Consider the following 14,265-nt stretch of genomic DNA (forward strand, 5'->3'; position numbering starts at 1 on the left):
TATTGTTTTGCTCTAGGTTTATTCTCTATAATAATCTTTTCTTCCTATTGCTATTGTCCAAAAATATTTTCCTTCATCACCAGAAATTATCTGCCTCCACAATGATAAATCAATATTTCTAAAAATGACTGTATAGGGTAGCTCCGTATGCTCTGAATCATACTTCTCTTTTGTTAATTCAGAAATCTTTGATATTAATTCTGTTGCTGTATTGGAAAACACATCAATATTTTTAAAAAAGACATCTGTTTTCTCTCTTTCTTTTCCATAAAACTCAATAAAATCTACGCCTCTTTCTCCGTCTATTGTAATCTGAAGTTCATTTTCAAAATACCCTAATTGCTCTGGTGATTCTATTTGTTCTCCCTCGTATTCAAACACAGATTTTTTAGAATGATTTTCTGGTTCTCCTAAAATACTAATAACCTCTTTCTTAGTCATACCAAACCTTATATCTCTAGCCCCTACATGAGGTATTAATTCAAAATGCTTTTTCATTTCAATTTAAATTTTTCTCCTTTTTTATACCCAATGGGTAAGTTCGGGCTTTTAATTCCAAAAGGTTTTGAGCCTCCTTCTGTATAATACAAATCTTCTTTCTTTTTTGAGTAATCCTTAGAGCACAAGAGGTTTATTATTGTTTCTTTCTTCGTTACTTTTGAAACACTAATATCTATCCATGTCGGAACTTTTCCTTCTTTAAAAATTAAATCTACTGCTTCATTCTCTTTTATTTCAGAAAACTCTTTTGAACGATTTTCCGGTTCTATCAATGTAACATCATATCTAAATTCTGTGTACAGTTTATTCTTTACATAGTTTTCAGCAAACTTCATTGCTAAAAAACTAGCTCCTTGCAATCTAAATAAGAATTCTTCTTTTGTCATTTCTCTATTTAGTCATTACGATGAGCGAAGCGAAGAAGTAATCCCCTTGTTAAGATTCCTTCACTTTGTTCGGAATGACATTAATTTAGGCTTACTTTCTCCAACCAACACAATGGTTTCTTTAATTCTTTATTACTAAACTCTAAGTGGATAACTCTTCTATTTCTGTCTTCAATTGATTTCTTAGAGCTATGAAAAGTCAAAGGCTTCATCAACATTACACCTCCTCTTTTAACCACACATGTAATAGTTCCTTTCTCTTCTAACTCTTCAATTCTCTTGACCCCTAAGACATGTGATTTGGGGATAACAGACAAAGCTCCATTCTTATCATCTGTATCATCTAAATGAACTCGTATTGTAATGCTATTTTCTAGAATTTCTTCCGGAGGAATCACTCCGTGTTGTCCTCTTTTAAATGTCCAATTTGTATAGCCTGCTACATCATATCTTTCATCAACAGAAATACTAATATCTTGGTGTAGAGACACAAACCAATTGGATTTTCCCGGCTTATCAAAGTAGATGGATTTTGTTAAAAAATACCCTTCAGGAAGCAGAGATCTTAATTGTTCATTAAATAATACTTCTTGTAATTCCGGTATTTCTTTCAACACTTGCCTTATAGCAAACAGATCTTTATTTCTCATAAAAGAACTTCCTTCTTCTGATGCTGCTGAAAGAATATTGCTCATCTTATTAATTTCTTCATCAGAATAGAAATCATCAACAATACTAAAGCCTTGTTTCGTTAATTCTTCTATGTTTTTTTCGTAGTTCATTTTTCTTACTTAAGCAATTTTTCAAACCATGGAAAGATACACAATAAACTAGATTCATCATAGACCTAGAAACTCTCTTAAAAAAAGCAACCCGAAGAACAGGGGGAATTCTTCGGGTTACAAAAGTTCAACTATCTAAAGTTTAATGAAGATTATTGTTTATGGCACTCACATTGAGGACAACTCTTAGGGCACCTTTTTAAAGGAAGGTTGTTCTTTGCAATTTCAGCAAACCCTCCTTGAATATTGATGACACTTGTAAATCCTAATCGCTTTAATATAGATAAGGCAATTAAAGAACGGTAGCCTCCTGCGCAGTATACATAATATGTTTGTTTCTTTTTTAATTCTGCTACTCCCTCAAAGATCTCACTCAACGGAACGTGAATAGATTCGTTGATGTGATTATCTTCATACTCTCCTGCTCTTCTTACATCCAAAAAGAAAGGGGCTGTTTTTAAGGCTTCTGAGCTTGCCAAAACATTAGGAACTTCTTCTGTTGCATACCCGGCTTCTTCCCAATCTAGAGCGCCTTCCTTAACATATCCAATCACATTATCGTAACCTATTCTAGAAAGACGAGTTACTGCTTCTTTTTCTTTTCCTTTAGGAGCTACCAAAATTATAGGTTGATCTATGTCTTTGATCAATGCACCTACCCATGGTGCAAAAGCACCTTGCAATCCAATGAAAATAGACTTTGGAATGTGTTTTTCAATATACTCGTCTACAGATCGTACATCTAAGATCAATGCTCCTTTTTTGGCAACCTGATATACTACTTCATCTGCTTCTAATGGCGACAAGCCTTTTGTGATCACTTCATTTACATCCTTATTGATCTGCTTGTTCATCATCGCGTTTTTTGGGAAATATTGTGGTGGTGTAGACAAACCTTCCAATACTTTTTGAACAAACTCATCTTGAGATAAACTAGGGTCCAATGCATAGTTTACCTTTTTCTGGTTTCCTAATGTATCATAGGTTTCTGAGCTCATGTTTTTACCACAAGCAGATCCTTTTCCGTGATTAGGGTATACTATAATTTCATCGGGAAGTTGAGTAATCTTGGTATGCAAAGAGGTGTACAGTTTTGCTGCTAAATCTTCCTTAGAAATAGAAGAAGTAACAGCTAGATCCGGCCTTCCTACATCACCTATAAATATGGTATCTCCGGAGAATAGACAGTACTCTTTTCCTTCCTCGTCAAGTAGTAAAAAACAAGATGATTCTAATGTATGTCCCGGAGTGTGTAGCAATTTCAACGTAATGTCTCCAATAATAAATTCTTCGTTGTCTTTTCCTTGGTAAAAATTAAAATCGGCTTGAGCTGTAGGTCCATACACAATGGTAGCTCCGGTTTCTTTTGCTAAGTCTACATGACCGGAAACAAAGTCTGCATGAAAATGGGTTAAAAAGATGTATTTTAAACTTGCCTTATCTTCTTTCAACTTCTTCAAGTAAGGCTCTGTTTCTCTTAAAGGATCTATAATAGCCGCTTCATTTCCAGATACTATATAGTAGGTTGCTTCGGCTAAGCATTGGGTGTATAATTGCTGTATTTTCATGGTTCTTAAAAACAACAAAATAACCCTCTATCTCGCAGAAATAATATGATATTTATCAGGTCTCTATGAGGTCTGCCAATTCTTTCCCTACCTGAGAACCAATAGCTACTCCCATTCCTCCTAGGCGAATTCCACAAAAGACCTTATCAGAGATTTGTTTTACAATTGCTTTTTTCTGGTCTCCAACCCCCATGATTCCACTCCATCGCTGATCGATCTCAAAAGGAGTATCGGGCAAAATGGTTTCTTTTAAAACCTGTTCCAATTTCTTCTGAACCAATTCTGTTTGTCCGAATTCGGTTGTCTCTTCTGCTTGGAAATCTAGGTTTCGCCCTCCTCCAAACAAGATTCTATTATTGATATTTCTGAAGTAATAATAACCCTCATCTAGGTGAAAGGTTCCTTTGATATGTAAATTTTCTATTGGTTTTGTAACCAATACTTGTGCTCTGGCCGGCTGTACATTTTCTGATAATAGTTGTTTTGAAAAACCATTTGTAGCAAATAGAAGATGGCGGCTTATAAATTCTCCCTGATCTGTATTCACTACAACTTTCTCTCCATTTTCAACATACATTTTAACCGTTACATTGTTTATTATTTTGATGCCTAAGCTCAATGCTTTTTTCAAAAGTTCTGCCATCATTTTTCCGGTATCGATCTGTCCTTCAAAACGATTTACAATGTAATTTGGCGTTACTTTTTGGAATCGGAACTGATTTTCTACCACCTCATAAACATCTTGTTGAAAGATTGGTGATAGCAATGTATTCAACCTTGGAATTTCTGCTCGGCACGCTTCGAAAAATGTTTTTTCCTGAAAGAGTTCATATCCATAATTGTGCTGGTAATCGATATGTTCATCTCCAAGGGTTTTACGAAGCAATTGCAATCCGTTCCATCGCTTTTTTACCAGTTGAAGAACTTCTTCTTCTGTATGACTTTTCAGGTCGCTCAGTAGCTCTGACACACTACCAAAGCAGGCGAAGCCTGCATTTTTTGTGCTGGCTCCCTGAGGCAGCAAGCCTTTTTCTAAGATCAAAACTTTCGCTCTTGGAGAGCGTTTTTTGAGTTGAATGGCACAATTTAGTCCAACAATTCCGCTTCCGACAACAATAAAATCGTTGTTGGCAAACCATTCTTTGTATTCCCAATAACTATACTTCATGAAAGTTGCTTCTCAAAACAATAACTATTTTCAACTCCTGCATACTGACCATAATTAGGGATTCGCTTGTACCCTGATTTATGGTAAAACTTCACCGCTTCTACCTGACGTTCGCCGGTTTCTAATATGCATCGCTTGTTTCCTTCTTCCTTTGCCCAAAGTTCTAGAGCTTCTAGAATTTGCGTAGCAGATCCGGTTCCTCGGTGACTAGGCTTCACATACATTCGTTTGACCTCTACAGATTCTTCATCAAATTGTTTAAAAGCGCCACACCCCACAGCACTTTCACCATCGTATAAAACCACCGCATGATGGATGTTCTCCAGCCCGTTGTACTGATTGTAAAAGCTGTGATCGTCTCCATCGGTAATCTTTAAATAAGCGTCTAACTCTGCAACCAGTTTTACAAAATCGCTACTTGAATTGTCTGTTCTTTTAAGTGTAAGCATCAAAAATCAAACTTTAGTTGTACCCAAACGGGTTCTTTTTTTTCTGTGTCTAAGTTACCAAAAGAAATGCCTAGTAAACGAACAGAATTCTTTAATGTGTCTTGATACAACAACTCTTTTACAATAGGCATAAAATCGTCTTTCTTTTGAATGAATTCTGTAATGGTTTTGCTACGTGTTTGTTGAGTAAAATCGCTGTATTTGATCTTAAGTGTAATGGTCTTTCCTTTCGTTTTAGATTTGATCATTCTTCGTTCCAATTCTTCTGCGATCTTATCTAGTTTTTCCAGCATGAAAATCTCTGAAGAGATATTTTCAAAGAAGGTTCTTTCTGCAGCAATAGACTTTCTAATTCGGTTTGGCTTTACCTTGCTATGGTGAATTCCCCGAACAATATTGTAATAGAAGTTCCCTGACTTTCCGAAGAGTTTTACCAGCTCTTCCAAGGTTTTCTTTTTCAGATCCATTCCGGTAAATATTCCCAAGTTGTGCATTTTGGCAGCGGTTACTTTACCTACTCCGTAAAACTTATTGACAGATAGTTCTTCTAAAAAGGGAATTACTTCTTCCGGAGAAATGGTTTTTTGCCCATTGGGCTTGTTGATGTCTGAAGCTACTTTCGCTAAAAACTTGTTGACTGAAATTCCCGCAGAGGCTCTCAATTCCAATTCGTCCCAAATTCGATCTCTGATCTCCTGAGCAATCATACTTGCCGATGGATTTCCTTTTTTGTTTTCCGTAACATCTAAGTAAGCTTCATCCAAAGACAGAGGTTCTACCAAATCGGTATAATCATAAAAGATCTCTCGGATTTTGGTTGAAATTTCCTTGTACCGATCATAGCGAGGTCTGACAAAAATTAGCTGCGGGCATTTTTGCTTTGCTAATAATCCGCTCATAGCGGATTTGACGCCAAATTTTCGTGCTTCATAGCTCGCCGCAGATACTACCCCTCTTTTTTCGCTTCCTCCTACAGCCACCGGTTTTCCTCTTAGATCAGGATTATCCAGCTGCTCTACAGAAGCATAAAAAGCATCCATATCTACATGAATGATCTTTCGGTATTGAGGGTTTTCAGACACTCAATAAAATTACAAAACTTCTCTTTATGTCGTGAGGTCTATCAGGTTGAAAATAGCAACCAATGCAGTTACAGTTCCTAGGATATAATCCATTTTGTTTGCCAACCAAAGCATTCTTTTTTCGATTCTTTTTGCCAATCGAACGTACAGAGATAATAAAGAGAATGTTCCTAGTGAAGAGCCTAGTACAAAACACAGGTTGTTTAACGGTAAAAATTCATACCAATCCATCATAGCCAAAGAACTGGTAACTCCAAAGTAAAAAGGAATAGCAAACATGTTTAACAATGAAAAGAGCATTCCGGAAACCACTCCTTTGATCTTTCTTTCTTGTCCTTCTTTCTTTTTTTGAACTTTGAATGCCTGGTAAAAAAAGAAGATGGTTAATCCTGTAAAAACAACAGTTCCTATTTTCTGTAGCGTATGTAAATAAGCTGGGTTGCTTAGTAAAATTTTAGAAAAGGCAACAGCAACGTAAGCTTGTCCAATTACAATAAAAGACACTCCAAAAGCAAAGGAAACGGCCTTTTTTTTGGTTTCTCTAATGCTAATTTTTACCGTAGTCATGCTAAGCATACTTGGAAAGATCGTTCCTAAAAAGGAGGTGATAAAACCCAGTAAAAAGTGAAATAAAATTCCCATGGAGTTTTTTGGTCGCTACTTACTAAAAGCTATTACAAAGATGTTATTTTTTGACAAATAAAAAAGGCGCCTGTAAAAAGCGCCTTTTTTTATGGTAATGAAATTGTTATTTATACAACTCCTTGTGCTAACATAGCGTCTGCTACTTTTACAAATCCTGCAATGTTGGCTCCTCTAACATAGTCGATAGATCCATCATCATTGGTTCCGTATTTTGCACATGATGCGTGAATGTCTGCCATGATTTGCTTCAATTTAGCATCTACTTCTTCTCTTGTCCAGTTGTAACGTAAAGAGTTCTGGCTCATCTCTAATCCAGATACTGCTACACCTCCTGCATTTGAAGCTTTTCCTGGTGCGAATAAGATTCCATTTGCGTGGAATGCTTCGATCGCTTCCGGAGTAGAAGGCATGTTTGCTCCTTCACTTACACAAGTACATCCATTTGCTATTAATGCTTTGGCAGCATCTCCATCCAATTCGTTTTGAGTAGCACATGGTAATGCGATATCACATTTTACAGTCCAAGGCTTTTCTCCTTTTACGAATGTAGCATTCGGATATTTTTCTACATATTCGTGAATTCTTCCTCTTCTTACATTCTTAAGATCCATAACGAATTCTAACTTCTCAGTATTGATTCCTTCTTCGTCATAAATGTATCCTGAAGAATCTGATAATGTAACTACTTTAGCTCCTAATTCAATTGCTTTTTCAGCAGCAAATTGTGCTACGTTTCCAGAACCGGAAATAGTAACAATCTTCCCTTCAAAAGAATCGTTCTTAGTTGCCAACATGTTTTGAGCAAAGTATACGTTTCCGTATCCTGTTGCTTCCGGTCTGATTAAAGACCCACCCCAAGAAGCTCCTTTTCCGGTTAATACTCCGGTAAATTCGTTTCTTAGTTTCTTATACATTCCAAATAAATAACCGATCTCTCTTCCTCCTACTCCAATATCTCCGGCCGGTACATCTGTATTTGGTCCAATATGTCTGAATAATTCACTCATAAACGCTTGGCAAAAACGCATGATCTCGTTGTCTGATTTTCCTTTAGGGTTAAAATCAGAACCTCCTTTACCTCCTCCCATTGGAAGAGTTGTTAATGAATTTTTGAACACTTGTTCAAAAGCCAAGAATTTTAGAATACTTAAGTTTACACTCGGGTGAAAACGCAATCCTCCTTTGTAAGGTCCAATCGCAGAATTCATTTCAATTCTATACCCTCTGTTTACTTGGATTTCTCCAGAATCGTCAACCCAATTTACTCTAAAAGAAACTACTCTTTCCGGCTCTACCATTCTTAAAAGAATGTTTTTCCCGTCGTAGATTTCTTGAGTAGAAATGTAAGGGATTACTGTTTCAGCAACCTCTTGAACAGCTTGTAAAAACTCTGGTTCATGGTGATTTCTTTGTTTCACCAACTCCATAAAAGCATTGATTTTTGCTTCCATTTTTATGTATGATTATTGGTTTAATTATTTATAAGACGCAAAGATAGTTTTTTTCATACATGGATAGATGTTTTTTTATCTTTTGTTTCTGTCTTAAGGCATTCATTTCAAACGTTTTCGTAAACAATAAAGGTTTCTTGCATTTTCGGTAACTCAATCGTTTGAAAAAATGTAAATTTGCCCTTTGATTATTGAAGGATTAACATGCTTGATAAGGTAAAAGAACTTTTAGGAGAGGTAAATGCGTTCCAATCGACTTCAAGAGAAGAGATTGAGGCATTCAGAATTAAGTATTTGGGAAGCAAAGGATTGTTGAAAGGTCTGTTTGCTGAATTCAAAAACGTAGCTCCTGAGTCTAGAAAAGAATTTGGACAAGCTTTGAACAGCTTGAAAAATGCTGCTGAAGAAAAAGTAGCTTCGTTAAATGAAGCTCTTGAAAATGCTCAAGAGGACTCTGGTATTTATGGCGATCTTACTCGCCCTGCCGAGCCTATTCAATTAGGTGCTCGTCATCCTATTTCATTGGTAAAAAATCAAATTATTGAGGTTTTTAACAGAATCGGGTTTACGGTTTCTGAAGGACCTGAAATTGAAGATGACTGGCATAACTTTACCGCATTGAACTTACCGGAATACCATCCGGCAAGAGATATGCAAGACACCTTCTTTATTGAAAAGAACCCTGACACTTTGTTAAGAACTCATACTTCTTCGGTTCAGGTTCGTTATATGGAAAACAACAAGCCTCCTATCAGAACTATTTCTCCGGGAAGAGTGTTTAGAAATGAAGACATTTCTGCCAGAGCACATTGTATCTTCCATCAGGTAGAAGGGTTGTATATTGATACAGATGTTTCTTTTGCCGATCTAAAACAAACCTTGCTATACTTTACCAAGGAGATGTTTGGAAAATCTAAGATTCGCTTGCGTCCTTCTTACTTCCCATTTACAGAGCCAAGTGCTGAAGTAGATATTTACTGGGGATTGGAAACTGAAACGGATTACAGAATTACCAAAGGTACCGGATGGTTAGAGATCATGGGATGCGGAATGGTAGATCCAAACGTTTTGCAAAACTGTAATATAGATCCTTCTGTGTACAGTGGATATGCTTTTGGTATGGGAATAGAACGTATTGCCATGTTGTTGTATCAAATTCCGGACATCCGTATGTTCTACGAAAATGATGTTCGTTTCTTAGAGCAATTCAAATCTGCTTTATAATTGAAAAAAGACATTCACATTCCTGAAGTTTCCGGAGTTCAAATTATTGCTGTTTTAGAATATAACGATATCTACAAAACAGACGATTGGAACATCTACATCTTAAATGAAAAAGACGTAGACCTGGAAATGATCGTTATTGTATCTAAAGGTTTTGATGAAAAAGATCAAACTTCTGTGATGCGAAAGAAATTAGACACTTTACCTGCCAAGTCTTTTGCAAAAGTAGAATTGATTCAGCCCGAACTTTTTAAGTTGAACAATCAGTTTCAGGTAACTTTTTTTGCAGATAATACCTTGTTTGACAAAACATTTACGTTTTCTAAAAACACCATCAAAGAAGGAAATCTTCGAATGATTCCTGCCCTGAATAAGCGAGGTATTTTAGCTAAGTAATTCCTGTTTTTCCTTTTTCATCGAGAAAACAACTGTGTTTATCGACTTTTTTTCGTTTTCCTTCGTGTTGTTCTTTGCTTTGACCCAGAATAATTAAATTTAAAGCATTATGAAAAATCGAAGTTTTATCTTGTTGCTAAGTGTGTTACTTTTTAGCTCTTGTTTTGTAAAATCGTTACATCCTTTCTATACAAAAGATACCATCTCTTACAACGAAAATTTGATTGGAACCTGGAAAGACAACCAAGGAGCCACATGGGAAATTATTCCTTTTAAAAGTGAGTTCTATAAAGAACACAATATCATGGGAAAAACCGGTGAGGTAGAGTTTAATGGAACTGTAAAAATGGATCCTCCTTTAAAGGGAGAAGATTTGAAGTTTTATGAAGAATACAAGAATGGTTACTACATCAAAAGAACCAAAAAAGGAAAAGAAGCTGTTTTCTTTGCAAACCCATTTAAAGTTCAAGGTCAGTACTTTTTAGATTTTACTCCGTTAATGATCAATTTGGAAACAGAGTCTTTAATAGAAAATCATTTGGTAAGTACTCATTCGTTGGTGAAATTTGATATTGCCGAAGATAAAAGTGTTCGTTTAAACTGGTTGGATGAAAGTCGTTTGAAAGAACTTTTTAAACAGAAGAAAATAAAAATTGAGCATGAAAAAACCGGAATTGACAAAAGTGGTATTTTGCTAACTGCTAAGTCAAAAGAATTGCAGAAGTTCATAAAAAAATACATGGCTTCAAAAGATGAAGATAAGTGGAAATCGGACACAAAATTTACCTTAACTAAAGTCAATGCAAAACCTTAGATTTCTTTTCAATAAAAAAGGCAAACGCAGCACATGGATCTTTAACCTTGTGCTGTGGTTGGCTTCTTACTTTATCTTACTCTTCTTTTTTGCCGAGAGTTTTTCGCCTTTAAGAATTGATTATATCTATACAGGAGCTTTTATTTTTACCATTATTATTCCTGTTTTTATCAACCTCTACGTTCTCATTCCTCTATTACTGAACAAAGAGCGTTATTTTATTTTTTCGGTATTGTTTTTGGCAAACTTATTTCTCTTTACAGAAGTAAATAAGTTGTTTTTCAATTCGTATATCGATGTTATTTTTCCTGATTACTATTTTGTTTCTTACCATTCAAATACCACGCTATTTATCATCTTTACAGTCTTTTTAGTAGGCACAATGCTGCTTAAACTATCAGAAGATTGGTTCCGACTCAATAAGGCCAGAAATGAGATTCTTAGAATTGAGAACATGGAGATTCAAACTCAATTGAAATCTTTAAAATCTCAGATCAACCCTCATTTTTTATTCAATTCTTTAAATGTATTGTACTCATTGTCTTTGGAAGAAAAGGAAGAAACCTCATCTGCCATTCTTCAACTCTCTCATATTTTGAGATACGTTTTATATGATACCTCAGGAAAAATGATCTCCTTAAAAAAAGAGGTGGATCTCATTCAGAAGTACCTTGATTTTCAAAAATATAGATACCACGATTCTGCTGATGTTTCTTTTGAAGTTTCTATTGAAAATGAAGCCTATGAGTTATATCCGATGTTATTGCTTCCTTTGATAGAAAACAGTTTTAAACACGGAATCAAAGGTGAGATTGAAAACACTTTTGTTCACATGACATTAACTCAAAAGAAAAAAGAGCTCTCCTTTTATATTAAAAACAACGTGTCTGAAAACCAAGTGATCAAAGATGAAGAATATTCCGGTCTAGGAATTCAAAATATCCGACAGAACTTAGAATTGGTTTACCCGGGCAAACATACATTTGCTATTGAAGAAACAAAAGATTCGTTTGCTGTTACTCTAAAAATCACCACTGATGAAAATTAATTGCCTGATCATTGACGACGAACCAACCTCACAGTTGGTTTTAAAAAACTTTTTATCTAAGCTGGATTTTTTGCATCTGTCCGGTGTTTGTAACAATGCTATAGAAGCTATGTCGGTGCTTTCTCAGCAACCTGTTGATCTTATTTTTTTAGACATTAATATGCCTCAGATCTCCGGCTTGTCTTTTTATAAATCTCTGAGCAATCCTCCGGCAGTTATTTTCTCTACAGCTTATTCTGAACATGCAGTAGAAGCTTTTGATGTAAGTGCTGTAGATTACCTTCTCAAACCCTTTTCTTTTGAGCGTTTTTTGGTAGCAGTAAATAAGGCAGTACAGCAAATTCAATCAAAAGATGTAGGGAAACAAGCATCAGAAAGTATATTGATCAAAGCAGATAAGAAACTTCATAAAATAGAAACGGATAACATCTATTATATCGAAGCTTTTGGCGATTATGTGAAAATTCATTTAGAAAATGAGTTTATCATGACCAATAATACGTTTAAGAAGATTTTAGCCATGTTGCCAACAAACTTTGTTCGCATACATAAGTCTTATGCGATCAATTTAAAAGAGGCTTCTACAGTTGAAGGAAATTTGGTGGTTTTAAATGATAATAAGTTACCGATTGGTGTAAAGTTTCGTCCTGATTTTTTAGATCGTTTTAAAAACGAATGATCTTAACAAAAATTCTTGTGTTTTTAAGCTTCGTCTTTCTCGTGTTCTTCTAAATCTTTGGTAAGATCTAATGCTCTAAAGGATGGAGATACGATTCCGGTGGTAACAACTGTGATAAGTGTCATGGTTCCGCCAAAAACAACTGCGGTTACAGTTCCCATAAGTTTTGCTGTAAAGCCGCTTTCAAAGGCTCCTAACTCATTTGAAGATCCTACAAACATCGAGTTTACAGAAGAAACTCTTCCCCGCATATCATCCGGTGTTTTTAATTGTAAGATCGTTTGTCGTATTACCATAGAAACTCCATCTGTCATACCGCTAAAGAATAAGGCAACTAAAGAAATCCAAAAGACCGTTGAGATTCCAAAAACAATAATACTCACACCAAAACCAAAGATGGCCATGAGTAATTTCATTCCCGCATTCCTGCTAATTGGCATATAGGCTGTTATAAACATGGTTATAAATGCACCAACTGCCGGTGCTGCTCTTAGCGCTCCAAACCCAGCGGATCCTACTTCTAAAATATCTTGTGCATAAATAGGTAATAAAGCCACGGCTCCTCCAAACAATACAGAGATCATATCTAAAGTCATCGCAGTAAAAATTGCTTTTGTTTTAAATACAAACTTGACCCCTTCTTTTAGGCTTTGAATAACAGGTTCGCCAATTTTCGGGTTCAGTATCGGTTTCTTTTTGATAAAGAAGACCATAATAAGTGAAAAAAGTACTAATCCGAAGACAAAACACAAAGACCAGTGAACGCCTATCCAAAGAATAGAAAATCCTGCAAAAGCTGGTCCTAAAACGGATGCGATCTGCCAAGTAGAACTGCTCCAGGTTGCTGCATTAGGATATAGTTTTTTAGGAACGATTAAAGCAATTAATGAAAAGATGGTAGGGCTAAAAAACGAGCGTAAGAAACCGCCAAAAAATACTAGTCCGTAAATGCTATAAAGAATTGTATCGGTTGACCAGTTGGCCACTACTTCCGGCCATGTGAGTATAAACAATCCTAAACTAATGAGAGAAAAGGCAGCGATACAGAGCGCAAATAAATTTCGCTTTTCTTTTTGGTCTACAATATGTCCCGCAAATAATGCCATAGATACAGCGGGAATAACTTCCATCAATCCAATAATTCCTAAAGACAATGGATCTTTTGTAATACTATACACCTGCCATTCGATAATGATAAATTGCATAGACCACCCAAAGACCAAGGCAAAACGAAGAATTAGAAAAATATTGAATTCTCTAATTCGTAACGATGCGTAAGGGTCTTTCTTTACCTTTTCCACTGCTGGTTTGGGGCTATTTTGCTTTGATATCCATTAAGATGGCAAATGTTTGATTGATGTCTTCTTCTTTAACAACAATCGTCATTTCATTGGTGGTTGAGATTACCTCTTGAAGAGAGATATCTGCCCAGGCTAATTGCTTTAAAATAAAGTAATAGATTCCAGATTGTTCAAGGTTTTCTTTGGGAAGTTTAATGGTGATAGAAGCCAAGTTATTTACGCTACTAATCATTCTTTCTTCCTTAAAGAACTCTTCTACAAAAGATTGCAAGCTTTCGCTAATTACAATATTGGTTTCAAAAATCCCTTGAGAAACGGTAATAAAATAATCATTGCTTTCTGAAGCCTTGTTTAAAATTCTGGCAATCTCTTTTAAAAGCGAGTTTGTGTTCTTAAACGTGTAGTCACTTAGATCAGAACGCACAATAAAATCTCCCAAACTCAATGTAAACTTTCGAATATTTTTACGAATTCGTAGCTCACTGGCAGGAGATAATCGGTTAATGGCCATCATTACCGCTCCTACTTTTACTTCTTTTTGTAAAAGCTTAGATACGTCCGGTAAAATCTCTCTGGCTAAGGATGAAACATTGATCAACTTCTCATTCAATGCCTCTTCTATAAAGGGTGTTTTTCGTATGGTTCTTTCAACAGCTTCTTGGATTGTTTTCATGATTGTTGAATTTCTAACACTGTGTTATATTTTGTAAAAATATCAAATAAAATTGTACTTGATGATTGTCTGGCGTTCTTTTGTGATAAATTTTAACA

Annotated in this window: 16 protein-coding genes; 5 read left to right on the forward strand and 11 right to left on the reverse strand. The window is 35.6% G+C overall.

The window, feature by feature from the left end; genetic code table 11:
- Positions 1–18 precede the first annotated feature (18 nt).
- The 9 genes from ACFSRZ_RS06085 to gdhA form a co-directional block, all read right to left on the reverse strand.
- Positions 19–498, reverse strand: coding sequence for a hypothetical protein (locus tag ACFSRZ_RS06085; RefSeq protein WP_379665643.1), 480 nt, complete (start codon positions 496–498; stop codon positions 19–21).
- Complete coding sequence (locus tag ACFSRZ_RS06090) at positions 495–887, reverse strand: hypothetical protein (protein WP_379665644.1); 393 nt, start codon at positions 885–887, stop codon at positions 495–497. The genes ACFSRZ_RS06085 and ACFSRZ_RS06090 overlap by 4 nt, the downstream gene beginning before the upstream one ends.
- Before the next feature lie 80 nt (positions 888–967).
- Positions 968–1,669: a phytanoyl-CoA dioxygenase family protein gene (locus ACFSRZ_RS06095; RefSeq protein WP_379665645.1), complete on the reverse strand. Its 702-nt coding sequence runs from the start codon at positions 1,667–1,669 to the stop codon at positions 968–970.
- Between the two features lie 152 nt (positions 1,670–1,821).
- On the reverse strand, positions 1,822–3,237 hold the full coding sequence (locus ACFSRZ_RS06100) for an MBL fold metallo-hydrolase (RefSeq protein ID WP_379665646.1): 1,416 nt from the start codon (positions 3,235–3,237) through the stop codon (positions 1,822–1,824).
- 55 nt (positions 3,238–3,292) lie between these two features.
- Positions 3,293–4,405, reverse strand: coding sequence for an NAD(P)/FAD-dependent oxidoreductase (locus ACFSRZ_RS06105; RefSeq protein WP_379665647.1), 1,113 nt, complete (start codon positions 4,403–4,405; stop codon positions 3,293–3,295).
- Positions 4,402–4,854 (reverse strand): GNAT family N-acetyltransferase, encoded by a 453-nt coding sequence (locus ACFSRZ_RS06110; protein ID WP_379665648.1) that lies wholly within the window; start codon positions 4,852–4,854, stop codon positions 4,402–4,404. The genes ACFSRZ_RS06105 and ACFSRZ_RS06110 overlap by 4 nt, the downstream gene beginning before the upstream one ends.
- Positions 4,854–5,936, reverse strand: a complete 1,083-nt coding sequence (gene dinB, locus ACFSRZ_RS06115; protein WP_379665649.1) for a DNA polymerase IV — start codon at positions 5,934–5,936, stop codon at positions 4,854–4,856. The genes ACFSRZ_RS06110 and dinB overlap by 1 nt, the downstream gene beginning before the upstream one ends.
- Before the next feature lie 24 nt (positions 5,937–5,960).
- Complete coding sequence (locus tag ACFSRZ_RS06120; protein WP_379665650.1) at positions 5,961–6,578, reverse strand: LysE family transporter; 618 nt, start codon at positions 6,576–6,578, stop codon at positions 5,961–5,963.
- A 110-nt stretch (positions 6,579–6,688) separates the two neighbouring features.
- A complete protein-coding gene (gene gdhA, locus ACFSRZ_RS06125; RefSeq protein ID WP_379665651.1) occupies positions 6,689–8,032 on the reverse strand; it encodes an NADP-specific glutamate dehydrogenase in 1,344 nt (447 codons plus the stop codon).
- 204 nt (positions 8,033–8,236) lie between these two features.
- Between gdhA and pheS the strand changes: the two genes are divergently transcribed.
- From pheS to ACFSRZ_RS06150, 5 genes are all read left to right on the forward strand, one after another.
- A complete protein-coding gene (gene pheS / locus ACFSRZ_RS06130; protein ID WP_379665652.1) occupies positions 8,237–9,256 on the forward strand; it encodes a phenylalanine--tRNA ligase subunit alpha in 1,020 nt (339 codons plus the stop codon).
- Entirely contained in the window at positions 9,257–9,652 is a 396-nt protein-coding gene (locus ACFSRZ_RS06135) for a hypothetical protein (protein WP_379665653.1), read from the forward strand. It begins immediately after the preceding gene.
- A gap of 109 nt (positions 9,653–9,761) precedes the next feature.
- Positions 9,762–10,466 (forward strand): hypothetical protein, encoded by a 705-nt coding sequence (locus tag ACFSRZ_RS06140; RefSeq protein WP_379665654.1) that lies wholly within the window; start codon positions 9,762–9,764, stop codon positions 10,464–10,466.
- A complete protein-coding gene (locus tag ACFSRZ_RS06145) occupies positions 10,453–11,514 on the forward strand; it encodes a sensor histidine kinase (RefSeq protein WP_379665655.1) in 1,062 nt (353 codons plus the stop codon). The genes ACFSRZ_RS06140 and ACFSRZ_RS06145 overlap by 14 nt, the downstream gene beginning before the upstream one ends.
- Positions 11,504–12,193, forward strand: coding sequence for a LytR/AlgR family response regulator transcription factor (locus ACFSRZ_RS06150; protein WP_379665656.1), 690 nt, complete (start codon positions 11,504–11,506; stop codon positions 12,191–12,193). Before ACFSRZ_RS06145 ends, ACFSRZ_RS06150 begins: the two co-directional genes overlap by 11 nt.
- A 23-nt stretch (positions 12,194–12,216) precedes the next feature.
- On the opposite strand, the gene ACFSRZ_RS06155 is transcribed toward ACFSRZ_RS06150, so the two are convergent.
- A complete protein-coding gene (locus ACFSRZ_RS06155) occupies positions 12,217–13,494 on the reverse strand; it encodes an MFS transporter (RefSeq protein ID WP_379665657.1) in 1,278 nt (425 codons plus the stop codon).
- 13 nt (positions 13,495–13,507) lie between these two features.
- On the reverse strand, positions 13,508–14,167 hold the full coding sequence (locus ACFSRZ_RS06160) for a hypothetical protein (RefSeq protein WP_379665658.1): 660 nt from the start codon (positions 14,165–14,167) through the stop codon (positions 13,508–13,510).
- Positions 14,168–14,265: the final 98 nt, after the last annotated feature.

Origin of the sequence: Pseudotenacibaculum haliotis, assembly GCF_042684245.1 — a bacterium.
GTDB lineage: Bacteria > Bacteroidota > Bacteroidia > Flavobacteriales > Flavobacteriaceae > Polaribacter > Polaribacter haliotis_A.